Source organism: Enterococcus sp. DIV2385, from assembly GCF_051711925.1.
Taxonomy (GTDB): Bacteria; Bacillota; Bacilli; order Lactobacillales; family Enterococcaceae; genus Enterococcus; species Enterococcus faecalis.
The window spans coordinates 2,028,701-2,053,221 of record NZ_JBIONV010000001.1 but is presented as its reverse complement, the minus strand read 5'-3'; the positions used below and the strand labels follow the sequence as shown (position 1 = coordinate 2,053,221).

Annotated in this window: 32 protein-coding genes and 1 tRNA gene; 28 read left to right on the top strand and 5 right to left on the bottom strand. The window is 34.5% G+C overall.

Annotated features, from left to right (window positions below):
* Nucleotides 1-50 precede the first annotated feature (50 nt).
* The 8 genes from IGM04_RS09930 (at nucleotide 51) to IGM04_RS09895 (ending at nucleotide 7,809) form a co-directional block, all read left to right on the top strand.
* Nucleotides 51-1,568, top strand: coding sequence for a flavocytochrome c (locus IGM04_RS09930; RefSeq protein ID WP_002356617.1), 1,518 nt, complete (start codon nucleotides 51-53; stop codon nucleotides 1,566-1,568).
* Between the two features lie 226 nt (nucleotides 1,569-1,794).
* The gene (locus tag IGM04_RS09925) at nucleotides 1,795-2,379 is read left to right on the top strand and encodes a thymidine kinase (RefSeq protein ID WP_002356618.1); all 585 of its coding nucleotides are present in this window, start codon (nucleotides 1,795-1,797) and stop codon (nucleotides 2,377-2,379) included.
* A gap of 11 nt (nucleotides 2,380-2,390) precedes the next feature.
* Nucleotides 2,391-3,464, top strand: a complete 1,074-nt coding sequence (prfA, locus tag IGM04_RS09920) for a peptide chain release factor 1 (protein ID WP_002356619.1) — start codon at nucleotides 2,391-2,393, stop codon at nucleotides 3,462-3,464.
* A complete protein-coding gene (prmC, locus tag IGM04_RS09915; RefSeq protein ID WP_002362237.1) occupies nucleotides 3,457-4,290 on the top strand; it encodes a peptide chain release factor N(5)-glutamine methyltransferase in 834 nt (277 codons plus the stop codon). Before prfA ends, prmC begins: the two co-directional genes overlap by 8 nt.
* A 43-nt stretch (nucleotides 4,291-4,333) precedes the next feature.
* A complete protein-coding gene (locus tag IGM04_RS09910; protein WP_077932769.1) occupies nucleotides 4,334-5,356 on the top strand; it encodes an L-threonylcarbamoyladenylate synthase in 1,023 nt (340 codons plus the stop codon).
* Between the two features lie 75 nt (nucleotides 5,357-5,431).
* Complete coding sequence (gene glyA / locus IGM04_RS09905) at nucleotides 5,432-6,670, top strand: serine hydroxymethyltransferase (protein ID WP_002356623.1); 1,239 nt, start codon at nucleotides 5,432-5,434, stop codon at nucleotides 6,668-6,670.
* A gap of 131 nt (nucleotides 6,671-6,801) precedes the next feature.
* On the top strand, nucleotides 6,802-7,431 hold the full coding sequence (gene upp, locus IGM04_RS09900) for a uracil phosphoribosyltransferase (RefSeq protein WP_002356624.1): 630 nt from the start codon (nucleotides 6,802-6,804) through the stop codon (nucleotides 7,429-7,431).
* Between the two features lie 105 nt (nucleotides 7,432-7,536).
* Nucleotides 7,537-7,809 carry a membrane protein gene (locus IGM04_RS09895; RefSeq protein WP_002356625.1) on the top strand — a complete coding sequence of 91 codons (273 nt, stop codon included), beginning with the start codon at nucleotides 7,537-7,539 and terminating at the stop codon, nucleotides 7,807-7,809.
* Between the two features lie 73 nt (nucleotides 7,810-7,882).
* Here IGM04_RS09895 and IGM04_RS09890 read toward each other — a convergent pair whose 3' ends face one another.
* Entirely contained in the window at nucleotides 7,883-8,119 is a 237-nt protein-coding gene (locus IGM04_RS09890; protein WP_002381528.1) for a hypothetical protein, read from the bottom strand.
* Between the two features lie 158 nt (nucleotides 8,120-8,277).
* Between IGM04_RS09890 and IGM04_RS09885 the strand changes: the two genes are divergently transcribed.
* Nucleotides 8,278-8,350 (top strand) — tRNA-Thr (locus tag IGM04_RS09885).
* A 126-nt stretch (nucleotides 8,351-8,476) separates the two neighbouring features.
* On the opposite strand, the gene IGM04_RS09880 is transcribed toward IGM04_RS09885, so the two are convergent.
* From IGM04_RS09880 to IGM04_RS09870, 3 genes are read right to left on the bottom strand one after another with little or no spacing between them, the layout of a single operon-like run.
* Nucleotides 8,477-9,616 carry a tyrosine-type recombinase/integrase gene (locus IGM04_RS09880; protein WP_010828941.1) on the bottom strand — a complete coding sequence of 380 codons (1,140 nt, stop codon included), beginning with the start codon at nucleotides 9,614-9,616 and terminating at the stop codon, nucleotides 8,477-8,479.
* Nucleotides 9,617-9,633: 17 nt separating this feature from the next.
* The gene (locus IGM04_RS09875; protein WP_010828940.1) at nucleotides 9,634-10,149 is read right to left on the bottom strand and encodes an ImmA/IrrE family metallo-endopeptidase; all 516 of its coding nucleotides are present in this window, start codon (nucleotides 10,147-10,149) and stop codon (nucleotides 9,634-9,636) included.
* Between the two features lie 3 nt (nucleotides 10,150-10,152).
* Entirely contained in the window at nucleotides 10,153-10,524 is a 372-nt protein-coding gene (locus tag IGM04_RS09870) for a helix-turn-helix domain-containing protein (RefSeq protein WP_010707258.1), read from the bottom strand.
* 168 nt (nucleotides 10,525-10,692) lie between these two features.
* Between IGM04_RS09870 and IGM04_RS09865 the strand changes: the two genes are divergently transcribed.
* The 8 genes from IGM04_RS09865 (at nucleotide 10,693) to IGM04_RS09830 (ending at nucleotide 15,352) form a co-directional block, all read left to right on the top strand.
* Nucleotides 10,693-10,872 carry a transcriptional regulator gene (locus tag IGM04_RS09865; RefSeq protein WP_010707259.1) on the top strand — a complete coding sequence of 60 codons (180 nt, stop codon included), beginning with the start codon at nucleotides 10,693-10,695 and terminating at the stop codon, nucleotides 10,870-10,872.
* 867 nt (nucleotides 10,873-11,739) lie between these two features.
* Entirely contained in the window at nucleotides 11,740-12,003 is a 264-nt protein-coding gene (locus tag IGM04_RS09860; protein WP_010828939.1) for a hypothetical protein, read from the top strand.
* 39 nt (nucleotides 12,004-12,042) lie between these two features.
* Complete coding sequence (locus IGM04_RS09855; protein WP_010730220.1) at nucleotides 12,043-12,387, top strand: DUF961 family protein; 345 nt, start codon at nucleotides 12,043-12,045, stop codon at nucleotides 12,385-12,387.
* A complete protein-coding gene (locus tag IGM04_RS09850) occupies nucleotides 12,387-12,839 on the top strand; it encodes a DUF961 family protein (RefSeq protein ID WP_010828938.1) in 453 nt (150 codons plus the stop codon). The genes IGM04_RS09855 and IGM04_RS09850 overlap by 1 nt, the downstream gene beginning before the upstream one ends.
* Before the next feature lie 67 nt (nucleotides 12,840-12,906).
* Nucleotides 12,907-13,398, top strand: coding sequence for a hypothetical protein (locus tag IGM04_RS09845; protein ID WP_025191373.1), 492 nt, complete (start codon nucleotides 12,907-12,909; stop codon nucleotides 13,396-13,398).
* 8 nt (nucleotides 13,399-13,406) lie between these two features.
* Nucleotides 13,407-13,829 (top strand): hypothetical protein, encoded by a 423-nt coding sequence (locus tag IGM04_RS09840; RefSeq protein ID WP_010828936.1) that lies wholly within the window; start codon nucleotides 13,407-13,409, stop codon nucleotides 13,827-13,829.
* A gap of 22 nt (nucleotides 13,830-13,851) precedes the next feature.
* On the top strand, nucleotides 13,852-13,980 hold the full coding sequence (locus IGM04_RS09835; protein WP_256924918.1) for a hypothetical protein: 129 nt from the start codon (nucleotides 13,852-13,854) through the stop codon (nucleotides 13,978-13,980).
* 40 nt (nucleotides 13,981-14,020) lie between these two features.
* Nucleotides 14,021-15,352 carry an FtsK/SpoIIIE domain-containing protein gene (locus IGM04_RS09830; protein ID WP_029677185.1) on the top strand — a complete coding sequence of 444 codons (1,332 nt, stop codon included), beginning with the start codon at nucleotides 14,021-14,023 and terminating at the stop codon, nucleotides 15,350-15,352.
* Between the two features lie 573 nt (nucleotides 15,353-15,925).
* On the opposite strand, the gene IGM04_RS09825 is transcribed toward IGM04_RS09830, so the two are convergent.
* Entirely contained in the window at nucleotides 15,926-16,660 is a 735-nt protein-coding gene (locus IGM04_RS09825) for a hypothetical protein (RefSeq protein WP_010828932.1), read from the bottom strand.
* 80 nt (nucleotides 16,661-16,740) lie between these two features.
* Between IGM04_RS09825 and IGM04_RS09820 the strand changes: the two genes are divergently transcribed.
* From IGM04_RS09820 to IGM04_RS09770, 11 genes are all read left to right on the top strand, one after another.
* Nucleotides 16,741-17,940, top strand: coding sequence for a replication initiation factor domain-containing protein (locus tag IGM04_RS09820; protein ID WP_010828931.1), 1,200 nt, complete (start codon nucleotides 16,741-16,743; stop codon nucleotides 17,938-17,940).
* Entirely contained in the window at nucleotides 17,934-18,194 is a 261-nt protein-coding gene (locus tag IGM04_RS09815; RefSeq protein WP_010828930.1) for a hypothetical protein, read from the top strand. The genes IGM04_RS09820 and IGM04_RS09815 overlap by 7 nt, the downstream gene beginning before the upstream one ends.
* A gap of 6 nt (nucleotides 18,195-18,200) precedes the next feature.
* Nucleotides 18,201-18,749: a hypothetical protein gene (locus IGM04_RS09810; protein ID WP_010828929.1), complete on the top strand. Its 549-nt coding sequence runs from the start codon at nucleotides 18,201-18,203 to the stop codon at nucleotides 18,747-18,749.
* Nucleotides 18,750-18,856: 107 nt separating this feature from the next.
* Complete coding sequence (locus IGM04_RS09805; RefSeq protein ID WP_025191372.1) at nucleotides 18,857-20,857, top strand: isopeptide-forming domain-containing fimbrial protein; 2,001 nt, start codon at nucleotides 18,857-18,859, stop codon at nucleotides 20,855-20,857.
* Nucleotide 20,858: 1 nt separating this feature from the next.
* Nucleotides 20,859-21,593 carry a class A sortase gene (locus IGM04_RS09800; RefSeq protein WP_086318038.1) on the top strand — a complete coding sequence of 245 codons (735 nt, stop codon included), beginning with the start codon at nucleotides 20,859-20,861 and terminating at the stop codon, nucleotides 21,591-21,593.
* Nucleotides 21,594-21,616: 23 nt separating this feature from the next.
* Nucleotides 21,617-21,811 (top strand): hypothetical protein, encoded by a 195-nt coding sequence (locus IGM04_RS09795; protein WP_010828926.1) that lies wholly within the window; start codon nucleotides 21,617-21,619, stop codon nucleotides 21,809-21,811.
* Between the two features lie 88 nt (nucleotides 21,812-21,899).
* Nucleotides 21,900-22,454, top strand: coding sequence for a hypothetical protein (locus IGM04_RS09790; protein ID WP_075583064.1), 555 nt, complete (start codon nucleotides 21,900-21,902; stop codon nucleotides 22,452-22,454).
* A gap of 3 nt (nucleotides 22,455-22,457) precedes the next feature.
* On the top strand, nucleotides 22,458-22,805 hold the full coding sequence (locus tag IGM04_RS09785) for a hypothetical protein (RefSeq protein WP_010828924.1): 348 nt from the start codon (nucleotides 22,458-22,460) through the stop codon (nucleotides 22,803-22,805).
* On the top strand, nucleotides 22,733-23,167 hold the full coding sequence (locus IGM04_RS09780) for a hypothetical protein (protein ID WP_025191371.1): 435 nt from the start codon (nucleotides 22,733-22,735) through the stop codon (nucleotides 23,165-23,167). The genes IGM04_RS09785 and IGM04_RS09780 overlap by 73 nt, the downstream gene beginning before the upstream one ends.
* Complete coding sequence (locus IGM04_RS09775; protein WP_010828922.1) at nucleotides 23,154-24,170, top strand: conjugal transfer protein; 1,017 nt, start codon at nucleotides 23,154-23,156, stop codon at nucleotides 24,168-24,170. The genes IGM04_RS09780 and IGM04_RS09775 overlap by 14 nt, the downstream gene beginning before the upstream one ends.
* Entirely contained in the window at nucleotides 24,167-24,520 is a 354-nt protein-coding gene (locus IGM04_RS09770) for a TcpD family membrane protein (protein WP_010828921.1), read from the top strand. Before IGM04_RS09775 ends, IGM04_RS09770 begins: the two co-directional genes overlap by 4 nt.
* The last annotated feature ends 1 nt before the right edge of the window (nucleotide 24,521 follow it).

Here is a 24,521-nt window from a genome sequence, read left to right as displayed (position 1 = left end):
AATAAGAAATTGTGTTGGTAGAAATCAATAGTTTATAAGGTGGGAAAACAATGAAAAAAGTGTTAATGGGAGTTCTTTCCCTAGGGTTATTATTAGGTGCAGCAACAGGTTGTACAAGCGATCAAGAAAAAGCCGCTGGTAAAACAAAAGCATCTTCTGAAAAAACAGAAGCAACATCTGGTGCCTCTGCTAATGGTTATACAGATCCAAGTGAACTAAAAGACAGTTATGATGTTGTTATTGTTGGTTCAGGTGGTGCGGGGATGACCGCTGCATTACAAGCCAAAGAAGCTGGCATGAATCCAGTTATTTTAGAAAAAATGCCTGTTGCAGGTGGGAATACAATTAAATCGTCTTCAGGAATGAATGCTTCACAAACAAAATTCCAAGAAAAAGAAGGCATTAAAGATAGCAACGATAAATTCTTTGAAGAAACACTAAAAGGCGGTAAAGGAACCAACGATCAAGAATTACTACGTTATTTTGTTGATCATTCAGCTGAAGCAATTGATTGGTTAGATACAAAAGGAATTACATTGAGCAATTTAACGATTACAGGTGGAATGAGCGAAAAACGCACACACCGTCCTGCTGACGGATCAGCAATTGGGGGCTATCTAGTTGACGGTTTAGTACGTAACGTTCGCGAAGAAAAAATTCCATTGTTTGTTGATGCTGACGTCACAGACTTAGTTGAAGAAAACGGTCAAATCGATGGCGTAAAAGTGAAAATGAAAGATGATAAAGAAAAAACAGTTAAAGCAAAAGCAGTCGTTGTCACAACAGGTGGTTTCGGTGCCAACGAAAAATTAATTACACAATACAAACCAGAATTGAAAAACTATGTTACAACGAACCAAGAAGGAACAACAGGTGACGGTATCCAAATGATTCAAAAAGTTGGCGGTGCGTTAGTAGATATGAAAGAAATTCAAATTCACCCAACTGTTCAACAAAGCGATGCTTTCTTAATTGGTGAAGCAGTTCGTGGAGAAGGCGCAATCTTGGCTTCTCAAAAAGGAGAACGTTTTGTTAATGAGTTAGATACACGTGACAAAGTTTCTGCAGCAATCAATGCCTTACCAGAAAAATCAGCTTATTTAGTCTTTGACCAAGGCGTTCGCGACCGTGCAAAAGCCATTGATTTCTATGATCAAAAAGGTTTCGTGGAAAAAGGTGAAACGATTGAAGAATTAGCTGAAAAAATTGGCATGCCTGCCGATACATTGAAAGCAACGATTGATACTTGGAACCAAGATGTTAATGCCAAAGATGACAAACAATTTGGCCGGACAACTGGAATGGAAGCTGACTTAAGCACAGCGCCTTACTACGCAATTAAAATTGCACCAGGGATTCACCACACAATGGGTGGCGTGAAAATCAACACGAAAACAGAAGTTTTACGTGAAGATGGCACACCAATTAAAGGTCTATATGCTGCTGGTGAATTAACAGGTGGCTTACATGGTCAAAACCGTATTGGAGGCAATGCCATCGCCGATATTATCATTTATGGTCGTCAAGCAGGTACGCAATCAGCAGAATTTGCCTCTGCTCAAAAATAACTAGCATTAAAAAGTCTGAAATTGTAGTCAAATAACTACAATTTCGGGCTTTTTTATTGCATACTAGCAGGATCATTAGTTGGAGTATAAACAGCCCTGCTAAAATGACTTTGGCGTAGATTCTGTTTTTTTCAGAAAAATGCACGACCATTTTAGCTAAAAATACTGCTTTTTTGCTGAAAATATAGTAAAATACGTAAGGAACTAACGGAAAGGTGTAGTGAACATGGCTCAATTATTTTTCAAGTATGGCGCAATGAACAGTGGTAAAACCATTGAAATCTTAAAAGTAGCACACAATTACGAAGAACAAGACAAACCAGTTGTTTTGATGACCAGTGGACTAGATACACGTGATGGTGTTGGGAAAGTATCCAGTCGCATCGGATTACGCAGAGATGCTATTCCAATTTTTGAAGAAACCAATGTTTTTGACTTGATTAATGATTTGTCTTACAAACCTTTTTGCGTATTAGTCGATGAATGTCAATTTTTAAACAAGCATCATGTCATTGAATTTGCACGAATTGTTGACGAATTAGATATTCCAGTAATGGCATTTGGGCTAAAGAATGATTTTAGAAATGAATTATTTGAAGGCTCAAAGTATTTACTTTTATATGCAGACAAATTAGAAGAATTAAAAACGATTTGCTGGTTCTGTCATAAAAAAGCAACTATGAACTTGCACTATATTGATGGCAAACCCGTTTATGAAGGGGATCAAGTCCAAATTGGTGGGAATGAAGCCTACTATCCTGTTTGTCGCAAACATTATTTTCATCCAAAAACAGTGAATGAAGAACAGTAAGGAGAGACACTATGTACGATCAATTACAATCTATTGAAGATCGCTATGAGGAATTGGGCGAATTATTAAGTGACCCAGCAGTCATTAGTGATACAAAACGTTTCATGGAATTATCGAAGGAAGAAGCTAATACACGTGAGACGGTTGAGGTTTATCGCCGATATAAACAAGTTGTTGAAGGGATTAGCGATGCCGAAGAACTTTTAAGTGAAAACTTAGATGCGGAAATGGCCGAAATGGCGAAAGAAGAACTTTCTGATTTGAAAAAAGAAAAAGAAGTGTTAGAAGACCGCATTAAAATTTTATTATTACCAAAAGACCCAAATGATGATAAAAATATCATCATGGAAATCCGTGGTGCAGCCGGTGGTGATGAAGCCGCACTTTTTGCTGGCGACTTATTTAATATGTACCAAAAATATGCAGAAGCACAAGGGTGGAAAGCGGAAGTTTTAGAAGCGAACGTCACTGGAATCGGTGGATATAAAGAAGTAATTATGATGATTTCAGGAGATAACGTCTTTTCAAAATTAAAATACGAAAGTGGCGCTCACCGCGTGCAACGAGTTCCTTCAACAGAATCACAAGGACGGATTCATACATCGACAGCAACCGTTGTAGTTATGCCGGAAGCGGAAGAAGTCGAAATCGAATTAGCTGATAAAGATATCCGTGTCGATATTTATCATGCAAGTGGCGCTGGTGGACAGCACGTCAATAAAACCGCTTCGGCTGTTCGTTTAACCCATTTACCAACAGGAATCGTGGTCGCAATGCAAGATGAACGTTCACAGCTAAAAAACCGTGAAAAAGCAATGAAAGTTTTGCGTGCTCGTGTATATGACCAAATTCAACAAGAAGCACAAAGTGAATATGATGCTAACCGTAAATCGGCGGTGGGGACCGGAGATCGTTCAGAACGAATCAGAACGTATAACTTCCCACAAAATCGAGTAACGGATCATCGTATTGGTTTAACCATCCAAAAACTAGACCAGATTCTTGCTGGCAAATTAGATGAAATCATTGACGCATTAGTCTTATATGATCAAACATCGAAATTAGAAGAGATGCAAAATGGCTAAACGTTACTTTGAAGTCCTTAACTGGGCTTCTTCTTTTTTAGAGGCGCAAGGCAAAGAAGGCTATGCTATTCACTATGTTTTTTTAGAACGTAAAGGTTGGGATAAAACGCAGTGGCTCCTGCACATGCAAGAGGAAATGCCCAAAGAAGAAGAGGAACAATTAAAAACGGATTTAGCCCAATTATTGACAGATTACCCAGCACAATATTTACTAGGGCAAGCTGAATTTTATGGACATTCCTTTATTGTTAATGAACATACTTTGATTCCTAGGCCAGAAACAGAAGAATTAGTCGAGCGTTGCTTAAAAGCCAATCCAGATACTCCTTTGACGGTCGTGGATGTCGGAACAGGGACAGGTGCCATTGCGATTAGCTTGAAACTGGCACGGCCCAACTGGCGAGTTATTGCCATTGATCTTTCAGAGGAAGCGTTGACTGTCGCTAAACAAAACGCGCAAGCATTAGGTGCTGGCATCGAATTTTATCATGGGAATGGCTTACAGCCAGTTGCTTCTGAAAAAATTGATCTGCTTATTTCTAATCCGCCCTATATTAGTGAACAAGAATGGCATTTAATGGATGCAAGTGTCCGAACGTATGAACCTAAAACCGCTTTATTCGCTGAAAATAACGGTTTGGCTTTATACCAACAATTAATTCATGAAAGTCAAACGATGCTTAAAGCAGACGGTAAAATTTATTTTGAAATAGGGTTTCAACAAGGCGCGGCCCTCCAAGAATTATTGAGCGCCGCCTATCCACAAAAAACAATTAAAATTGAAAAAGATTTATCTGGCAACGATCGCCTCGCGATAGCCGAGTAACTAAGGTTCTTCGTCGCCACTTTTCTAGAAGGAGCGATTTGCAATGGAAACAAAAAAATTAACCAAACAAGAAATAGCCCAAGCAGCAGCAGCCATTCAAGCAGGCGAGCTAGTGGCTTTTCCAACAGAAACTGTTTATGGCTTAGGTGCCGATGCCTTAAATGAAGCGGCAGTAAAAAAAGTTTACCAAGTAAAAGGCCGCCCCAGTGATAATCCATTGATTGTTCATGTGAACAACGTTGAAATGGTCAAAAAATACGTAGCGACCTTACCAGAAGTCGCTACAAAATTGGTGTCTGCCTTTTGGCCGGGACCATTAACTTTAATTTTTAATGTGCCTAGCGATACATTTTCTAAAACAGTAACAGGTGGTTTAGAGACAGTCGCTTTTCGTATGCCAGATAACCAAGCGACCTTAGCTTTGATTGAACAAGCCAATGTTCCGTTGGTTGGACCAAGTGCGAACACTTCTGGCAAGCCTAGTCCAACATCTGCAGAGCATGTTTATCATGATTTGCAGGGGAAAATTGCTGCCATATTAGATGATGGCCCAACGCAGATTGGGGTGGAGTCAACGGTCTTAGATTTAACGGCGGAAGATGGTGTGCCAGTTATTTTACGACCAGGAGCAATTACCAAAGAGCAGTTGGAAAGCATTATTCCCCAAGTGAAAATCGATACACATTTGATTAGTGAAACTGCAGCACCCAAAGCGCCAGGGATGAAATACAAACACTATTCTCCTGATGCGGAAGTTTGGATTATAAGCGGTCAAACAGTAGAATGGCAAGCGGCGATTCAGCAAGCAACAGAACAACAGGAAAAAATCGGCTTATTTTTAAGTGATAAACAGGCAGCACAACTAGATACAGAAAATGTATTTGTTTATTCTTATGGTGCAGAAACGGTTGAAAATGCCACGAAAGAACTATTTGCAGGGTTAAGAGCGTTAGATGAGCAAGGAGCTACCACGATTTTTGCGCAAGGATTTGCAGAAACTGGTTTAGGCACTGCTTACATGAATCGCTTGAAAAAATCAGCTAATCAAAAATTTTTTGAAAAATAAGAGGTATTTGTAACGAAGCTGACACAGAAGTATGATACAATCAGACAAAAGAAAACAAAATGGAGTGTTGTTTGAATGGATTACAAAACGTATGACCCAGATTTATGGAATGCAATTGCAAGAGAAGAAGAGCGCCAAGAAAATAACTTGGAACTAATCGCATCTGAGAATGTCGTGTCAAAAGCGGTTATGGCTGCCCAAGGAAGTATTTTAACGAATAAATATGCAGAAGGTTACCCTGGTAAACGGTACTATGGTGGTTGTGAATTTATCGATATCGTAGAAAATTTAGCTATCGATCGTGCCAAAGAATTATTTGGTGCAAAATTCGCGAATGTACAAGCCCATTCAGGTTCTCAAGCCAATACAGCGGCATACCTTTCATTGGTTGAACCAGGTGATACCATTTTGGGGATGGATTTATCAGCTGGTGGTCACTTAACACATGGTTCGCCCGTTAACTTTAGTGGCAAAACCTATAATTTTGTCAGTTATGGAGTGGATCCTTCAACAGAAGTAATCGATTACGATGTTGTGCGAATTTTAGCAAGAGAACATCGTCCAAAATTAATTGTTGCTGGCGCAAGTGCGTATTCACGAACGATTGATTTCAAACGTTTCCGTGAAATCGCTGATGAAGTAGATGCCAAGTTAATGGTTGATATGGCGCATATTGCAGGCTTGGTAGCTTCAGGCTTGCACCCAAATCCAGTTCCGTATGCTGATATCGTAACAAGTACGACCCATAAAACATTGCGTGGTCCTCGTGGCGGTTTAATTTTGACAAATAGCGAAGAATTGGCGAAAAAAGTAAATAGTAGTATTTTCCCAGGCATTCAAGGTGGCCCATTGGAACATGTGATTGCCGGAAAAGCCGCAGCTTTTAAAGAAGCATTGGATCCAAGTTTTGCTGAATATAGTCAGCAAGTGATTGCAAATGCGCAAGCGATGACGAAAGTTTTCAATCAAGCGCCAGAAGCTCGTTTAATTAGTGGGGCAACAGATAACCACTTATTACTGATTGAAGTGACAGGTTTTGGTTTAAATGGAAAAGAAGCAGAAGCTATTTTAGATAGTGTAAATATTACTGTCAATAAAAATTCAATTCCGTTTGAACAATTAAGTCCATTTAAAACAAGTGGTATCCGTATTGGAACGCCTGCGATTACTTCACGTGGTTTTAAAGAAGAAGATGCGGTAGAAGTTGCTAAATTAATCGTTCAAGTCTTAAAAGATCCAGAAAATACAGCAGTTCATGATGAAGTCAAAGCAGCTGTAGCAGCGCTAACTAAAAAATATCCATTATATAACTAACATCAGGGATAGCTGAAGCGCGATTCTCTGTACAAATAAGAGTCGGAGCTTAGGATTTAAGGAATTCAACTTGTGTCCTAGGCTCTTTTGTTTTACAATAAGAAAGAATAAAATAATGAAGGAGAATAGATATGGGAAAATTTCAAGTAATTGATCATCCGCTAATTCAACACAAACTAACAATGATTCGCGAAAAGAACTGTGGGACAAAGGTTTTCCGCGAAGTTGTCAACGAAATTGCTATGTTAATGGCTTATGAAGTATCACGGGATATGCCTTTAGAGGATGTTGTCATCGAAACACCGATGGGTAAATCAACACAAAAAACACTTTCAGGGAAAAAAGTAGCAATCATTCCTATTTTACGTGCCGGCATTGGCATGGTTGATGGGATTTTAGAATTAATTCCAGCAGCGAAAGTTGGACACGTTGGACTTTACCGTGATGAAGAAACATTGCAACCACATGAATACTTCGTGAAATTACCTGAAGACATTGCAAGTCGTCAATTATTTGTTGTTGACCCAATGCTAGCAACAGGTGGTTCCGCAATTATGGCCATCGATTCATTAAAAGAACGTGGTGCTAGCAACATTAAATTTGTATGTCTAGTGGCCGTTCCAGAAGGTGTGAAAGCTTTACAAGAAGCGCACCCAGATGTAGATATTTATACAGCAGCTTTAGATGAGCGCTTAAACGAAGACGGCTATATCGTTCCTGGTTTAGGGGATGCTGGTGACCGTTTATTTGGAACAAAATAATAACAAAAAACCGTTAGATAACCGATTATGGTTACTAACGGTTTTCTTTTGCTTAAAGAACTTTTCTAGGTGTATAATAAAAAATAAAAAAACAAAGGAGTAGCTATGAAAAAGAATAAAAAAGTCTTACACGCTATCGCTGTGATTGCTAGTGTGATGTCAGTTTTGATGTATGTTTCATATATTCCACAAATTTATGGAAATTTACATGGGGAAAAAGGCAATCCGACGCAACCATTAGTGGCAATGATTAATTGTATTTTTTGGACGATTCATGGGTTATATGGAGACGATGGAGAGACACGAGATAAGTCCATTATTTTTGCTAATGTTCCTGGAATTATTTTTGGTTTTTTTGCGTTTATTACAGCATTATAGTTTCCGACGAATTGGAAAGTATTCCAATTCTGTACATAAAAAAGAGCGGGGGAAATTTCCCACGCTTGAAGAATTAAATCTTTTTCAATTGTTTGTAATTAATAACAATCACACCATTGCTGTGCACCATTAAGTGATTGTTTTTTTGCGTTTCGTCAATTTCGACGACAGCGGCATTTTTTAATTGTTTCGTAACAACGCCTGTTTGTGGCTGTCCGTGAACAAGAAAAGTAACATGGGTGTCAACGGCGAAATCCTTACCAGCATCCGATGGAACAACAGGAGTAACCATACCATTAAAATTTGACATACAAAAAACCATCCTTTCTTGATATCTCTATTATACCACATTTTCAGAAAAAAGTTTGTAAAGTCGCTATTTGGCTTATTTTAAAGAGATTTTGCATAAATAAATAACAAACAGACTTTACAAATAAAGTAGAAAGTCCTATAATAGATTTGTTTCAGGCCAGCTTAGCTCAGTTGGTAGAGCAACGCACTCGTAACGCGTAGGTCGTAGGTTCGAACCCTATAGCTGGCATAGATTGAAAAGACAGATATATCAAGCCTTAAAGGTAATTGGTATATCTGTCTTTTTTGTGTTTTGAAAGTTTCCGATGTCTAAAATTGCCTACTTATTAAAAATTAGTATTTAAAACGTGTTATTTTATAGCTCGAAAATATCATAATTATCAAATTTGTCGCTCATTGATTTTTGAGAATTAGGGTATAAATGACCATAAGTATCAATTGTTGTAGTAATGGAAGAATGACCTAATCGTTCTTTTATAGTAGTATTTTTTTCGTTATTGTGAATAAGAAGAGCTACGTGTGAATGTCTAAAGTCGTGTAATCTTATAGGTTTAAGGTTCAAGTTGTTTTTTGCAATTATTTTTTTTATTTGTTTAGAGTAATAATCACTTGAAGGGTGTTTTTCACTGTATTGAAAAACAAGTAATTTGTCACTATCAATATTTTGAAAATTATCTATTAGTAATTTTGGTTGTATTTCTTGCCATTTTTTTAACATGGTGGTAATTTTTGTGTTGATAGTAATATATCTGTTACTGCTTTCCGTTTTTGGTGTGGTGGTTACGTAATTACCATTAATTAGTTTAGCACTTTTATTTATACGGACTGTTTGATTATAAAAATCAATGTCACTCCACGTTAAAGCAATCATTTCTCCTGCACGCATTCCTGTAAAAAAAGCAAACTGGTAGAATACTTTTAAAAATGGTTTATTTTTATCAATATGAGAAATAAAGGTTGTAAATTCGTCTAATGTCCAAAAATCAATTTCTTTTTTTTGCACTTTTAACTTGTCTATTTGGTTACAAGGATTTTCGTAGGATAATCCTTCTTTCGTAGCTACGTTAAATAATTTTTGTAGATGAATAATAATCATATTGATTGTCTTATTTGATAAAGTCTCTTTTCTCTTAGGTTTACTAGTTAATAGAAACTGTTGGAAATCATAGATTTGTTGTTTTTTTATTAGTTTGATTTGAGTATTTTTAAAATAAGGTTCTATATAGTTTTTAAAAATTCTTTCTTGTGTTTGTTTGTATGATGGCTTAAGGTTTTGCGTGTATTTTTCTTCGTAAATTTCGTAAATATCTTTTAAAGTTAAGTCTGAATTAGTTGTTAATTTATTTTCGTGGTATAACCTTAAATACTTTGATTCAATTTGTTGGGCTTCTTTTTTAGTTGAAACTGTAAGTCTCTTTCTACGTTGCTTGCCTGATATTGGATCAATCCCCAAGCTAACGTCAACAAAGTAACCATTTTCTTTTTTTGTAATCATATGTAGTTCTCCTTTTATTAATAATACATATTATCCAAAACAAACATGTGTTCTTTTTTGTTTAAAAAAAATAAATCATATTTCATTTTTACAATATCGAAGTCTAAATTAAAGTAAGAAGATAATTCGTAAATATTCATATTTTGGATAAAGGGTAATTCTTCTTTTATTATTGAATCATTCAATAATAATTCAGTTGCGAATATATTTGCTTCATTTTCTAAAGTAGCCTCAAAAGCTAGGGTGTGCATATCTACACAAAATATATTTAAATGTTTGTGTAGGAAATAATGTCCTAGCTCATGAGCAATTATTTTATCTTGTGTTGTTTCATCAGTAATATTGCTATTAATATGAATGATGTAAGTGTGATTGTAATATTGTAGAAAACCTTCTACATTGCCTAAGTTAGATTTTAAAATATGAATTCCTAAGAATCCGGAAATTTTTTTTGGATCATTAGATGAATAAAAATTAATTATACCTTCAACTTTGCTTTTTATTTTTGAATAGATGCTACGTATCGTACTCACTCCTTAGTCATTTTTCGTCATATCGTCAACAGTTTTTATACCATTTTTTATAGCAGCTTTTAATAATCTAGCTGTATTTTCGTCAAACTCTCCGTTTTTCATAAATAATAATGTATCTTCATTTTTTAATTCGTCAATGGTTGAATCAATAATTTGTTCAAGTTGGTTTTTGTTTTTTTCGGGTTGACCTAATAGATAGTTAGTTGATACATCGAAATAATCAGCAAGTTCTATAATAACTTTAGCTGTAGGTTGAATTTTTCCATTTTCATAGCCACTAATGGTTGTTTGCTCAACAAAGATAATATCAGCAAGTTCTTTTTGGGTTAATTTTTTTTGTTTTCTAAGTTGTCTTAAAATTTGTCCGAACTCCATTAAAGAACGCCTCCTTTTAAATTATATTAGCAGTTTAAATCATAATTAGAAATAATATATATAAAATATCCATATTACTATTGACAATAGGATTATAATCCTATAATATATGTGTATAAAGAATAAAAATTGATAAAAAATCATTTAAAATCATTAGGAGGGATAGGAATGAAGATTAAGTTTTTGACAGCAAATGAAGTTAGTGAATTAATGAATTGTTCAAAAGCTAAAGCGTACGGAATCATCAAAGAATTAAATAGCGAATTAAAAGAACAAGGAATGAAAACTTCGGCAGGGAGAGTGAATGAACAATTCTTTGCTAAAAAATTTGGTTTTGAGCATGAGTAATAAAATTGGATATTTTGTTTTATTAGAGTATCTGATTATATGTCGGATATTCTCATAAGGCAAAAAGCCTTAGTAAAATTAAATAAACAAAAAAGCGTTCACGAGAAGAAAATGAATTTCTGTTTCGCAAACGCCGTGAAATAAAACATAGACACTTTTATTCTACGGTATTTGACGAAATAATACAAGAATGAAATTTTTATTCGAGGTTATAAGTCTTGTTGAGGTGGAGTGTACCAGCCGTTGAATGGGACACAAGGTGGCAGTAGTATCTTTAATTAGAGCCATATTGATGAAGAATTTTAGGTGGAAGTTTCTAGCTTTCATACGAGGACTAGGTTCGCATACTGTGTATTTGTAAAATATTAACAGTTAGAACAATGGAGTTATTTCCGCTTGGTGATTGAAGGGTGTTCATTTAAAAGAATCAGATTATTTCCGATAATCATGTCGTGATGACACGTTAGAAATAATTGCTGAATTAGATTGAATAAAAAAATCTATGCAAGCTCAATAAAAGGAGGAGCGCTGTACACCGTATGTCGTAGGTCTATCTAACGTGCCGTGATGTAATTTTAATTACTAGCCGTTGAAAAATGATTCTATGAAACGAATGGATAAGGGGACTATTTCATAGCTAAGGCGAACTTTTAGTCTGTTATCTGCAAAAATGTACATTCTACTACGATGAATTTTAGAATCTAAAATTGATGTACAATTAAGGTTGTTATTTGTAAGAGTGGAAAAGATTTTTTTCTAAAAGAATAACTAATCTTAATTTAAGTATGCACAACTGGAATATTCTAGTTGTGCTTTTTTTTATTTGAAAGAATAGAATTTGTTATTAAGTTAATAAGGAGGATAAGAATGAAAGAAGAGTTATCACTTTTTGTTGAGAAGTTTGTTGAACGTATGAAGAGACAAAAACGAGCATTTTGTCTGGCTGATATTGAACGTACCTATGATAAAGAGCAGAAAAAGCAAGGGAAAAAATCAGTAAAATGGACGAACATGTTACGTTTGTTGATGGAGAGTAAGTTATTGAAAATATCGGAAATATACCGAATGTATCGTAAGCGAGCAGACGGAGTGATTTATCCGGTCTTTTATTTTAAACAAGAAAATTTGTAAGTGAAATACGATAAATGAGAAGAAAGAGGTAGTAAAAGTATGGGATTAAGATATGTTTTAGTGAACCCTGAGGCATTAGGAAAATTATTTTTTGTAAAACATGTAGAATCGATTGGAAAGTCGCAACGAAGAGGTCGACGTTCTGTAACGGTTGCTACACATGAGATTTACGATTTGAAAAATGAGAAAGGTTCTTTAAGTGTACGGGTACCAGTATCTGGTGCATTAAAAGGGGATTTTTATGACAAAGAAATTCGGCTGATTAATCCTCGAATTGTTAATCGACCAGCGCCTTATTTTAATCAAACTTTTGAGCGTAACGAAGCACGCAATCGTTTGTATTTAGAAGCAGATAAAATTGAATTAGTAGGAGGAAAAGCATAATGCCACAAGAAAAACCAATTATTTTTGACGACAATAAAATTCCAGTATTATTTAATCAAACCGTTGGAAAAGTAACGTTTGTTGCAAAACGTGAGAATAAATTTGAACGTGACGAAGAAGGAAATTATACGGATATTGTTCGATTGCAAAGTATTGAAGTATCTAGTGAGGCGCAACGTGAAACGTTTAATGTGGACGTACCAGCTGATTTTGATTTAAGCCCATTTAAATTTGGAGATACGATTGAAATTGAAGGGGTGGAAGAAGCTGAACCGTGGGCGCAATTGCCAGCAGGTGATCAAAATATTAATAACGTATTTACTGGTTTTTCGGTACTTGCAACAGGGATTCGTAAAGTGAATTTAAATGATACGTCAAGCAATACAAACACGCCATCTGTTAACCAACCTCAAAAATCAGAAAATAAAGGAGAAAAAGGAAAGGATAAATAAGTCTTTTCCTTTTTTGATTGTATAAGTATTAAAAAAATGAATTATGAGAGAGTAGAGGTGTAGTGTGGTGTATGAAGAGCAAACACAAGAAGCAAAACAAATTTTTTCGGAAGTCATGTTAAAAAGTTTACAGTTAGCAAAAGATAATTATTTAGAAAAAAATCATATGAATGAAAAGTTCGTTTATATTGATCTGTATGTATTGCGTGATGAAGAAGTTGCTTTAGGTTTTGATGATTTAGTAAAAGAAGTGAATGTGTTAAGTGAATCATTAGAAACTGATATTAAAGAATTTGTACATGTATCTTATGATTATGGATATTTTGAGCCAAAAATCGAGAAGTGTATTGATTCAGAAAAGGTTCTTACAAATCTTAAAGAAGAGTTGGTTTTACAGCTGAGTAATGTAGAGCCTTATGGATATGTACCAAGTCAGTATTGGTATTCAAAAGTGCAACGTGTACAATCTGTTCAAGAATTAGGAAAGTATGTTGATGGTAATCTTGAAGCATTTGTTATGAATTATGCAGAAGATTGGGAATCACAAAAAGAAATGTAGGTAAGTATATGGAGAAAATAGACAATTGGTTTACGTCTTTTCGAATTAGAAAATTAGTTGCTTTTAAAAAACTTCGTAAGGAGTTAGAAACATTAGATAATGAAGCGTTTGATTTTTTATATGTAAGAAGTAAAACTTCATTAACGAAAAAGCTTATTTTTCGGTGGGTACCGTTGTTTTTTACCATATTATTTTTTGTGTTGACCTTGTTTCTTGTTTTTTATGGAAATGTGGTTGCTGTAAGAAATGAATTACATTCTGTGTTAAGTAAAGAAAACATGGAACTTTTTCAGACAGTCGTTAATGTGGGTGTGGGATCGTTATTGATGGTGAGTGCTTTCTGGTTAGTGATATTTTGTTCCATTGTAAGAGGAGATATAAAGAAACTTGAAACAAAAATTGTTTTGATGGAATTAATGCACAAAAAGTAAATTTATGTAGTGAGGTGTTTTAATGTTCTTTTATAATAAAGTTGCTGTTCCTGATGGGACTAAAATTTGTTTGACAAAAGAAGAAGTTTTTAAAATTTTAAATAATTCATTAGAAATGAAAGTTAAAGGATTGGTGGGAACATTGTTTTAAATATAGAGGAATAAGAATACGAAAACTTCATTATTCTATTGTGAAGTTATATTTTTTCATGGCGTATCTACCATTTTTAATTGGGATAGGCTTTTTTTGTTATTTTAAAATCTATCCAGCTGTTCGTCCAATGGTAGAGAGAAACGTTTATGATTGGAAAGTATTATTGCCGTATGGTTTGGTGTTGGCAGGAATGCTTTTCGTTCCTGCTATTTTGATTGGCCTGTTTTTTCGATTTAGTCGGACACACCATGGCTTTATGTTGTGGGTCAATCAACGGCAAACGTTAGGTCGTATGATCATTAATAATCGTTATTATTTAACGAAAAAGCATACGACTAGTAATAATGGAAAGACAGTTACAAAGGATAAAATCAGCTATTTTCCAAAGATTTATTATCAACGGAAAAAAGGATATATCTATGTTCGTTTTCCATTGGATTTAAGTAACTTTCAACAGCAGTTTCTTAAAAAGGGGAAAGAATTAGAACAAGCGTTTAAGCTTGATTTAACCGAAGAAGTGAGAGAAGACGGTTTTATTTGTTACAAATTCTTGCATGACGTAAAGGTTAATCGTATAAATATAGTTGATATGCAAGTTGTTGGTACAAAAATTCAATTAATGAAAAATCTTTGGTGGGATTTTAAATCTTCGCCTCATGGATTGATTGTTGGTGGTACTGGTGGAGGAAAAACGTTTCTTCTTTTTAGTATTATTCATGCGTTGTTAAAAGCAGGCGCTCATGTAGAAATTTGTGACCCAAAAAAATCAGATTTAAAACAGTTAAATAAGCTACCTGTGTTTAAAGATAAAGTTTATTGGGACATGGGGATTGTGAAAGCCTTACAAAAAGCAGAAGCTTTAATGGACGATCGTTATGAATATATGGAAGCCAACAATACCAAAGGATTAACTGATTATGAAGATTACGATTTTGCACCTTATTTCCTTGTTATTGATGAATGGGCAGCCTTTTACGATTCGATTGAGAAAGATATGAAAATGTTACGTGAAGTGTTAAAATCGCTGTCACAATTGACTTTAAAAGGACGTCAAAGTGGCGTGTATGTTATTTTGGGCTTGCAACGTCCAGATCAGAAGTATTTTGATGGTGGGATACGTGATCAATTAGGTTTACGAGCAATTGTTGGGAAAATTTCCCCAACTGGTTATGATATGGTGAATGCTGCTGCAACAAATGATAAAGACTTTTTCAATACAAATGAAAAAGGACGAGGATATATTGATGTTGGCACGTCACAAGTTGGCGAATTTTATGCACCATTTATTGATACGAAAACTTTTGATGTCTTTATTGAATTTGGAAAATTCCCTGAACAAGCTGATCCAAGGATTCCCAAAGTAGCATAAAAAGGGAAGATAAAAGAAAAATATTTTAGAAAAAGTGTAAGAAAAACCTAGTGAATGGGGGAACTGTTCGCAAGAAACAGCGCCGTAAGTGGGCGTTAAGCCCACAGCGAATGAGCGTAGGCGCTTTTGCACGTGGGAGCGGTTGAGCGATAAGTGCAAGAACAGCGAGGGGCGCGTTAGCGCCCCTCGCCCTTCAACCCCCATATTCTAATAGGGGGGTAACTTTCTTAGCTTTCTCCCTCAAAAACGAGGGTGTAACCTTGATATGACTGCATTTGAAGCCTTGATACAAAGGTAAACTTTTGCAGTTTCTTTTTTGTAAGGTTTACCTTTATAAATAATTTTGTGAAAGGATAAAATAAATGAAATTTTTAGTTCAAATGATGTATATAATGTTACTTGTTTTTCCTTGGATACCATTAATAGCAGTAAGCTATTTTTCAGATAAAAGTTTTAAAATACAAAAGAGCTTTTTTGAGTGTGTAAGACCTCAATCAGAAAATGACAATGTAAGGTTGCTAATAAACTTTAGTGTATTTTTATTTAGTATTTGGTGTATGTTGTTCTTTTTAATTAGTCTGTTAGAAAATGTGTAATTGATGTAACTATAGTTCTTGCTGGCGAATTAGGATTTGTATAGAACATAAAAGAAATAACGATAAAGAAAATGATACTTATAGGAATTAATGAAGTTAATTTTTCAACTTTTATATTTTCTTTTTTTCTAAATAGATCGCTAACCATGAACACTAGTGAAAAAATTACAAAAACTATGTTTGATAAAATGGCTACAGATAAAGGACTTGTACTTATGGTTTTAATAAGGTTGTATATTTCAGTAATTGGAGCTTTAAGTTGTTGTAAAATTTGAGATAGCGTATCTACATGATTGAAGTCTATTTTGTAAGCATTTTTCCAGTAGTTTATAATTTCTTCAGGTAATGTTTGTTGAATAATAGCTGTAGTAATGATAAGTAGTAATGGAAGTACCATTTGTTTTTTGAATGCTATTTTTAAATAGCGATATCTAACAATGAGCGCAAAAGCAAGAATAATTAATACTTCAACAAAGTATGGTTGTAAAAGAGCGTAAAAAATATAAGTACCAATGAGAATAAGTAACCCGAAAAACCATTCCATATTTGAAGTTGTGCTATTTGAATTACTGTAAGTAGTTCTAAAATAATAATTTGTAGAATTGTCTATTGAAATAGTATCTTTTTGAGGAAGTAGGGCAAGAATAACTCCTAATATAGCTAAGATGTTGGAAAAAATACCTGAACCTAAAAAATTTAAAAATATATTCATATAATTCTCCTTTTATATATTGTTTTAAATAAATTATACATTATATGGATTATTTTGTAAAAAAAGGATGTGATATTAAATTGATAGAGGTAAGGAATTTAAAAGATTTACGTCTAAAATTAGGATTAAAACAAGTTGATGTAGCCAATACATTTCAATTAAGTAAGACATATTTAAGTTTGATTGAAAATGGAAAGAAGAAATGTCCTGATGATCTGTATAAAGAATTAATGGAATATTACAATACAATGAACCAAACCGAGGGACTGGAAGCAATTTTTGATTATGTTCGTATTCGTATCCCTTCACATGATGTAAAACGTGTGGTTGAAGATGTTTTACTGATGGACTTTGAAAGTTTTTATGAAAAGCCAACGGGATTGTTTGGTTATCGCTTGATGTATGAGTACGATAATATTCGAGTATTACTTTCGAAAAAAGGTGATGATCGAGGAATATTAATTGAGTTATCTGGTCAAGGTTGCCGAAACTATGAATACATTTTGAATGAGTTAGATCAACAGTGGCTAGATTTTTTTGGGCGCTGTTTATTTGTTGATGGGGTAATGAAACGTATTGATATAGCAATTGATGATTATATTGAGTATTTTTCTTTAGACACTGTAGCGAAAAAAATTCGTACAGAACTTTTTGATACAAATTTTAAGAAGTATCGAGTGGTTGGTTCTGGAAACGTTGTTGATGGTGTAAGTGAAGGAACAACTATTTATTTTGGGACAAGAAATAGCTTAGTTTATTTTTGCTTTTATCAAAAAAATCATGAAATTGCCAATCGTGAAAAAATTCCTATTGAGGAAGTGGAAGTCAAAAATCGTTATGAAGTACGGTTACATGACGAAAAAGCACATAAGTTTATAGAACATTATATGGAAGATACGTTTTTGTTACGATCGGCAAGAAGTGTAATTTCTCAACAAATTTGTTTTTTTGAAAAGACACGTACAGGTGACTTGAAAAAATGGTCAAAATGGGAACGATTTTTGGGTGCAACAAAGTATGTAGATTTAAGTATGAAAGTTGTAAAACCTAGTTTTTATCGTAAGTTGAATTGGTTAGCATATACGTGTTTACAAACAATTAAAGTTGTTCAGTTAGGTGGGGAACAGGAAGGTTTTGATTATTTAGGAAAATTGCTAAATGATGTGGAATTGAATGAAAAAAATAAAAAAGTTTTAGAATGGCATTTGGCAGAAAATATGGAGGTTTTAAGCGATAATGGACGGTTAATTGCTAAAGAAACGGGGGAGATTATTTGTTAAGACAGAAAAAACATGAGATTGATTTGAAAAGAAAAGAATTTTTAGATTATGGTTTTTTTTTGTTAAAAAGACAAGAAAGCTTGTTGTCAGGGATAAAAGATAGTGATTTAGACAATGTAAACATTGAAGTTCACATTAGAGAATGTTATCGAGTAATTAATGAGTTAGAACGATTTATATTTGCCATTTCACATGATCTGTTGAGCTTTAGACCACAGTTTATTCTTTGGGAAACATTTAAGTTGGGTAGGTGAGTGTCGATGGTTGAAGATATATTTAAGTTTACTATATCGTTTGTAATTTTTGTTGCGCTATTTGTTAGTGGTGTGAATGGGTTTATTTATTTGTCAGAATCAGGTTCTTTGAGAAAAGAACTTGCTGATGATCGTTTAATATCTTATGTCACAATAAAAAAAGAAATTATTGAAGAATTAACGTCAGTGGATAAGGAAGTAACGAGTTCAAGTCGTGAAGGAAATTCTGTGTTGGGAAAATTCTTTTTAAGTGATGAAGAATCATTGAAAGAAGAAAAATATAGTGTAAATGAGATTTATTATTTTACGAAAACAAAATTTGGTTATGAAAAACACCAGTTATCAGACACAATACATGTAGACAAAGAAAAAAATAATGTATTCTATCAAACCGTAGAAGGTGGGAAAAATCCTTTTATTGAAGTAAAAGAAGCACAATTCAAAGATAAGGCGAAAGAGGAAAAACGTATAAAGAATAAGGTATCAAGAGAAATTTATATTATCCATGCGCCAACTGATGTGTTAAAGGTTTTGAAAAGGGTTGATTTTGAATAATAGAATTGAATAACTGTTTTAGAGGTGATCCAATGAAGCGTATTCGTGGCTCTCCTATTTTTTTATGCAAAATTTAGGAGAAATGAAATAGAAATAAAAAAATAATGATGAAAAGAGGAACTATTTTGAAGAAAACAACGATTATTCAAGGATTAGCAACTGTAACAATTTTAGCAGGCATGGCAATGCCAATGATGGTTCAAGCACAAGAAGGCGGACAAGTACCACAAACAGTTAAAGCTGACTTTTTCCAACGTGCAAGCGCTAATTCAATCATTAATGCCCCGAATGCTTCTGTAGTGACACCAGATGATGAAGCAGGCTCAAAGTATAGCTTTATTGCAAAGTTTATTAAAGGTGTCACTACGGTTGAAACAGGTGGTGATGGGTGGACGAATGATGTTTACGTTAATATGCCTCCACAAAAATGGGACGGGAAAATCGGTCTTGATGTAACGAAAACGAAGAAAGGGCAATCGTGGATTCGTTACAATAACGTTGGTACAGCTGATGATGGGACACCGATTGATTTAAAAATTACCATTCAAGACTGGGAACAATATAAAAATGCACAAAATATGGTGTCAAATAATATCGTTGCCTTTAACAATGTATCCGCAATTGCAACCTACCAAGGTGGTTTCTCATGGGTGAAACAAACATGGACGTACCTAGAACATGGCACAGACAAAGAAAAACCAGTCAGTGGTTACTATTCATGGATTGATATTGATAATTTACAAGGAATGACGATTGACAAAGATTCGTACAAAGCAATCGATAAATTGTACGTACCAACGAAAGATACAATTGTTAAATACAAAGAAGAAAAAGACGGTGGAAAAACTTTTTACGATTCTGACGATATTCCATTAGATGATGGTGACAATCGTGGTGATTTTACGTTCTTGTATTCTAATCGTTCTCGATTTGATTTCACGTACAGTGAAGATTTCGCGACACGTGAAAAGAATTTAGGGTATCCTTTACCGCCAAAAAATAATAACCAGTACAGCTATTTTGGCTATAGTGCCAAAAAACCAGTTCGGACAGCGCCAATGATTCCTACTAAAACGGTGACAGATAGTGATGAAACAAATGTTGATAAAAATACGTTAGAAGGATTAGGCGAAGTATATAGCTATACGATCACACATAAAGTTCCTGATGAAATGAAAGAATTTTATTATAGCAACTATGAAATGCAAGACGAACTGATTCCTGAATTGGAACGTGTGTCTGATGTGAAAGTCACGGACGAAGCAGGAAAGGACGTTACCAATAAATTTGAAGCGAAGCATGAAGGCAATTTAGTACGTATGGTTGCAAAGGCTGACGTATTAAAAACAGCGGATTTCTATAATCACGAATACAAATTCAATTTCCAAACAAAAATTCGTGAAGGTGCCAGCTTAGATAAGTACCTTATTGATGGCAAGTTACAAATTCCAAATAAAGCAAAAATTATCCAAAACAACAAAGAAGTCCTAACTGATGAAACAACTACCACTGTCACACCAAAAGACCCGTCTATCGCGAAGAAAATCCTTGAAGGCGATAAAGAAGTGGATTTGACCAGTGCCAAAGTGGGCGATGAAGTGACATTCAAATTAGATGTGCAAGTACCAAACACCAAAGATATGACGTCTTTAGTCATTCAAGATGATTTAGAAGATGTTTTAGAAGCGAATAAAAGAGTAAAAGTTACTCTTTCAGATGGGACAGATATTACGGATCAAGGAAAAATTAGTGTTGATGAAAAAACACAAAAAGTTTCTTGGACTGCCAATGAACCAAACAAATTAAAAGAAAAACAATTGTTTGTGTACATTAAAGGGAAATTGAAAGACGCAGATTTTTCTCAATATGTTGATGATAAAGGAAATATTATGATTCCAAATGTGGCACAATTGGTTATTAATGATGAACCGACAGATTCTAACAAAGTGAATGTGACAACGCCGCAAGCAAAACCTGAAATTTTACCAAATACAAACTTGAATGTTGGTAATGGTACAGGACTTGCGGTAGGTGCCTTGGTTGTGATTGGTTTGAGTGGCGCAATGGTTGCGGTGAAGCGCAAAGGTAAACAAGAGCAAGGAGAATAATATGAAAACATGGCTAAAAAAGAATAAATATCTTGTGGGAGCAATTGGTTTTGGTATGATTGCTCTTTTTTGTTTCTTTTTTGCCAATTTAAATCAGAAAGAAGAATTTACGAGAGAAGCCAAAACGCTTCTCTCTTCTGGTTTAGAGGAAGCAAAAAAGCCAAAGAAACAAGTGGAAACAAAAACGAGTAAAACAAATTCTTCTCAACCAGAGGCAGTGACTGGTGCAGAAATACCTGTTGCACCAGAAGAAACAGCTCTTCCTACTGGTGTTGCATTATCTGAAGGGGAACGACCAACGGTTGAAACACTGCAAGAAGCACAGAAAGATTTTGAACAAGTAAAAGACGATATTTTAGGAACGATTCGTATTGCTTCTATTGGTTTAGAAATGCCAATTCTTGAAGGGGATAGTTTTGAAAAAATGTTATATGGCGCTTGTACGGTGTTACCAAAACAAACAATGGGAAAAGGGAATTATACGTTAGCTGCGCATAATGCAGGTGTAGACGGATTAATGTTTAGTTCTTTGGGAAATGTAGCAGTAGGTGAAACAATCACGTTAAAAGACCGTTCAGGACATGTTTATAACTATAAAGTAAAAGAACAGCGACATGTGAACATGACAGATACAAGTATCTTAAACCTTACGAGAAAACCAACCTTAACCTTAATTACCTGCGACCAAGCAACAAAAACTGATGGACGAATTGTTGTGATTGCTGAAATGGTTTGATACACGGAGGGGTTCTGAAAATAGTGTCTTTAATTGCTTTTGTTTCTGTTTTATTTGGAATGATTATTTCAAATTTGTTAACTGATTCTATGGAAAAGTTTTATAAGTGTTGGTTTGGACTTTTTGTCATAGCTTTTATCATTTTAGATTTAATTTTTAAAACGAATGTTACTTTTTCGATTTTGGAACGAGTTTTTTGGTGGGTGGGTTTGAGTTAATTTAAAAGAAGCTAAGATACCTAAAAAGCGATAAAAATGAAAGAATTAATTGTTGTGACTGTAGGATTGACTAGAGAGGAGAAAGTTTATGTTAACAAAATTAGGAACAGAACTAGAAAAAGACGTGTATATCACACGCTATATGTCTAATTTTACACGTTTAGTTCTTATGTCAGACAAAGAAAAAGAATTAACTGCACGTGAAGAGCATTTGTTGGCGTGTGAAAAAGAGTTATGTGCTTTATTTTATGAACAATTTAAAAAACAACACGGGCGTGCACCTGATGAAGAAACCTTGGACGAACAAGTCAAGAAAAACTTTATCGAGCGTGCGCCTGTTTTTGCTCGTGCGCCAATGGTAATGGACGAGGCTAATTTTATTCAGTCACATGTTGATCGAGTAAAAAGATTAAGGGAAATGCGAATGGAGGATTATTTGCCAGATAGTTATTACCATATTTTGGAGCGAGAAGAACAAGTGGCAGGTAAGTATTTTAGAAAGCATGATGATTATCCGTTGGGGTATGAACAGTTAATGATTAGTCGATCCTTAGATGTAGTAAACCAAGGATTAGCACAGTTGTTAGAAGAATTTTATGAAAATTATCAAGTGTACTATCGGCAGTATAGATTGGAGAGATAACGAATGAATGAAAAAGAAACGCCTTATTTAGAAGGCTGGTTGGCATTTCAAGTTAAAAAAGAAAATCTATCATGGGTATTAATTCAAGGCATTGCCAAAGGGGATATTGTTCTACTGTCTGAACGAGATTCAGCTTTTGGCTATATCAAGGTAGGGTCGGGAAAAGTATTTTTTCATGAAGAATCGTGGGTTTTAAAAAGTCCTCTTGATGTTTACAGTGTATTTACATTAGAAGATTTTTATACGCTATTGGTTCGTTTACGGAAGGAGGGGCAATCTTGTTACCAGTATTCAAGCCACACTCTGATTTTTACAAACACTATTCCAAGCGGTCGGTTCCTGACTTGCTAAGAGAGCATGGATTTTCTGTAGTTGAAAACTCGATTGATGATGAAGATATTGTTTATATTGAACAATACAAAGAATATCTGATGGGTATGGGGATTGTAAACGTAACGATACCTTTTAGGAAAGAATTTATTGGTGAATATCCACTGTCAGCAAATAAAAGTATCTTTGTTCAGGGATATTATTTACGTCTGCCTACTGGAGAGAAAATGTATAGTAGTTATTACTATCGCTTTTATTCGTGGTATAGCAGGACAGGGGCGGAATATGTTTATTTAGAGAGAGCAGACAAAAGTAAATTATTAAAGTATTTTGAGAAGTATTTACGATTATTTCAACAAGGAGGAAGAAATGAAGTTTATTAAACGGAAAAAACCACCAAAACAACAGTTGTTAAAGGATAAGGCAGAAATAAGCCCTAAAACGGCTCGTATCGTGTTTTTAAGTGCGTTAGGCTTGTTAGTCGCAACGGTTCCTTTATCGTTTCTAATGGCGAAAAATGCCAATGTCAATGCAACACAAAATAAGGAGGCGTTAGCTGTTGTTCAAAAGGATTTGGCTAGCGATACAAAGGAAACGTTAAATGAAGATTTAGCAAAACGTTATTTAGGCGAGTTTGTACCACTTTATATGAATAAACCGTCTGATGAAAAAGCACGTGCGGATCGTGATAAAAATTTAGCAACCTATATGGTAAAAAAATTACCTAAAGAGGAAGAAACGGCTATAACACAAAAGTTGGATTCTTCTTCTTTTTTTACCTTTGAAAAGCAAAAACAGACATATGTCGCAAAATATGTAGTCACGTATACTGTTTCTTATCCAGTAGAAAAAGAACGAACAGTGACGAAAAAAGAAGGTAAAAAGACAGTGACAGAAAAACAAAAGTACAAAGAACAAGAAAGTAGTCAACGAACTGTTTTATTGATGATTCCATTTATTCAAAAAAATGGACAGTTTAAAGTTACTTCATTACCTTATTATTCAAGTATTCCTAGCCTAAAAGCAGGGGATATGGACGGAAAAACAATACAAAACAATTCATTTGATCGTGTGGATGAACAAGAAGAAGCGAAATTAGCAGATTTCTTGAAACAATTTTATCAATTGTATGGTAGTGATGATAAAAAACAACTATCTTATTTAATGGCTAATCCTGTGGTATTAGGTAAAGGCTTTACTGTGAAACAAGGAGAGCCAGCTTTTTACAAAGACGGGAAAAATTATTTGATTGTTGATACGCCAACGATACAAGAGGGCGATAGTGGAAATAATCATAAAGAATACGTGGTATTAACAGTTGTTCGTCAAGACGGCAAATTTTATATAGATAAATTCGCACATGATTTGGGAGGAATAGTAGAATGAAACAAGTAAAAAAACTGAATACAGTAGTTAAGAAAAAAGCAATGCGTATTTGGCAAAAAGTCAGCATTGCTTTTTTTGCATTAGTAATGAATTTTTGTTGGGCGTTACCAGTTTTGGCAGCCGAAAAAGAACCTAGCGCACAAGGATTAGTGGATTATGTTTTAAGTAAATGGGTAGCGCCTATTTTTACTGGAGCAGTTGTAATCTATGCACTTAAAGAGGGGATTGCTCAAAAATTTGTAAAATGTATTGGATTGATTGCCTTAGGAGCAGTGGGGTATTTCTTCATTAAAGATCCGAGAAGTTTCTTAGATAGTTTAGTAAGTATTCCAACGAAAATGGGCTTCTAGG

What these genes read in the sequence shown, in the direction of transcription:
- IGM04_RS09930 (WP_002356617.1), top strand. Translation starts at nt 51, where the DNA reads ATGAAAAAAGTGTTAATGGGAGTTCTTTCCCTAGGGTTATTATTAGGT.
- IGM04_RS09925 (WP_002356618.1), top strand. Translation starts at nt 1,795, where the DNA reads ATGGCTCAATTATTTTTCAAGTATGGCGCAATGAACAGTGGTAAAACC.
- prfA (WP_002356619.1), top strand. Translation starts at nt 2,391, where the DNA reads ATGTACGATCAATTACAATCTATTGAAGATCGCTATGAGGAATTGGGC.
- prmC (WP_002362237.1), top strand. Translation starts at nt 3,457, where the DNA reads ATGGCTAAACGTTACTTTGAAGTCCTTAACTGGGCTTCTTCTTTTTTA.
- IGM04_RS09910 (WP_077932769.1), top strand. Translation starts at nt 4,334, where the DNA reads ATGGAAACAAAAAAATTAACCAAACAAGAAATAGCCCAAGCAGCAGCA.
- glyA (WP_002356623.1), top strand. Translation starts at nt 5,432, where the DNA reads ATGGATTACAAAACGTATGACCCAGATTTATGGAATGCAATTGCAAGA.
- upp (WP_002356624.1), top strand. Translation starts at nt 6,802, where the DNA reads ATGGGAAAATTTCAAGTAATTGATCATCCGCTAATTCAACACAAACTA.
- IGM04_RS09895 (WP_002356625.1), top strand. Translation starts at nt 7,537, where the DNA reads ATGAAAAAGAATAAAAAAGTCTTACACGCTATCGCTGTGATTGCTAGT.
- IGM04_RS09890 (WP_002381528.1), bottom strand. Translation starts at nt 8,119, where the DNA reads ATGTCAAATTTTAATGGTATGGTTACTCCTGTTGTTCCATCGGATGCT.
- IGM04_RS09880 (WP_010828941.1), bottom strand. Translation starts at nt 9,616, where the DNA reads ATGATTACAAAAAAAGAAAATGGTTACTTTGTTGACGTTAGCTTGGGG.
- IGM04_RS09870 (WP_010707258.1), bottom strand. Translation starts at nt 10,524, where the DNA reads ATGGAGTTCGGACAAATTTTAAGACAACTTAGAAAACAAAAAAAATTA.
- IGM04_RS09865 (WP_010707259.1), top strand. Translation starts at nt 10,693, where the DNA reads ATGAAGATTAAGTTTTTGACAGCAAATGAAGTTAGTGAATTAATGAAT.
- IGM04_RS09860 (WP_010828939.1), top strand. Translation starts at nt 11,740, where the DNA reads ATGAAAGAAGAGTTATCACTTTTTGTTGAGAAGTTTGTTGAACGTATG.
- IGM04_RS09855 (WP_010730220.1), top strand. Translation starts at nt 12,043, where the DNA reads ATGGGATTAAGATATGTTTTAGTGAACCCTGAGGCATTAGGAAAATTA.
- IGM04_RS09850 (WP_010828938.1), top strand. Translation starts at nt 12,387, where the DNA reads ATGCCACAAGAAAAACCAATTATTTTTGACGACAATAAAATTCCAGTA.
- IGM04_RS09840 (WP_010828936.1), top strand. Translation starts at nt 13,407, where the DNA reads ATGGAGAAAATAGACAATTGGTTTACGTCTTTTCGAATTAGAAAATTA.
- IGM04_RS09835 (WP_256924918.1), top strand. Translation starts at nt 13,852, where the DNA reads ATGTTCTTTTATAATAAAGTTGCTGTTCCTGATGGGACTAAAATTTGT.
- IGM04_RS09825 (WP_010828932.1), bottom strand. Translation starts at nt 16,660, where the DNA reads ATGAATATATTTTTAAATTTTTTAGGTTCAGGTATTTTTTCCAACATC.
- IGM04_RS09810 (WP_010828929.1), top strand. Translation starts at nt 18,201, where the DNA reads ATGGTTGAAGATATATTTAAGTTTACTATATCGTTTGTAATTTTTGTT.
- IGM04_RS09805 (WP_025191372.1), top strand. Translation starts at nt 18,857, where the DNA reads ATGAAAAGAGGAACTATTTTGAAGAAAACAACGATTATTCAAGGATTA.
- IGM04_RS09800 (WP_086318038.1), top strand. Translation starts at nt 20,859, where the DNA reads ATGAAAACATGGCTAAAAAAGAATAAATATCTTGTGGGAGCAATTGGT.
- IGM04_RS09790 (WP_075583064.1), top strand. Translation starts at nt 21,900, where the DNA reads ATGTTAACAAAATTAGGAACAGAACTAGAAAAAGACGTGTATATCACA.
- IGM04_RS09785 (WP_010828924.1), top strand. Translation starts at nt 22,458, where the DNA reads ATGAATGAAAAAGAAACGCCTTATTTAGAAGGCTGGTTGGCATTTCAA.
- IGM04_RS09775 (WP_010828922.1), top strand. Translation starts at nt 23,154, where the DNA reads ATGAAGTTTATTAAACGGAAAAAACCACCAAAACAACAGTTGTTAAAG.
- IGM04_RS09770 (WP_010828921.1), top strand. Translation starts at nt 24,167, where the DNA reads ATGAAACAAGTAAAAAAACTGAATACAGTAGTTAAGAAAAAAGCAATG.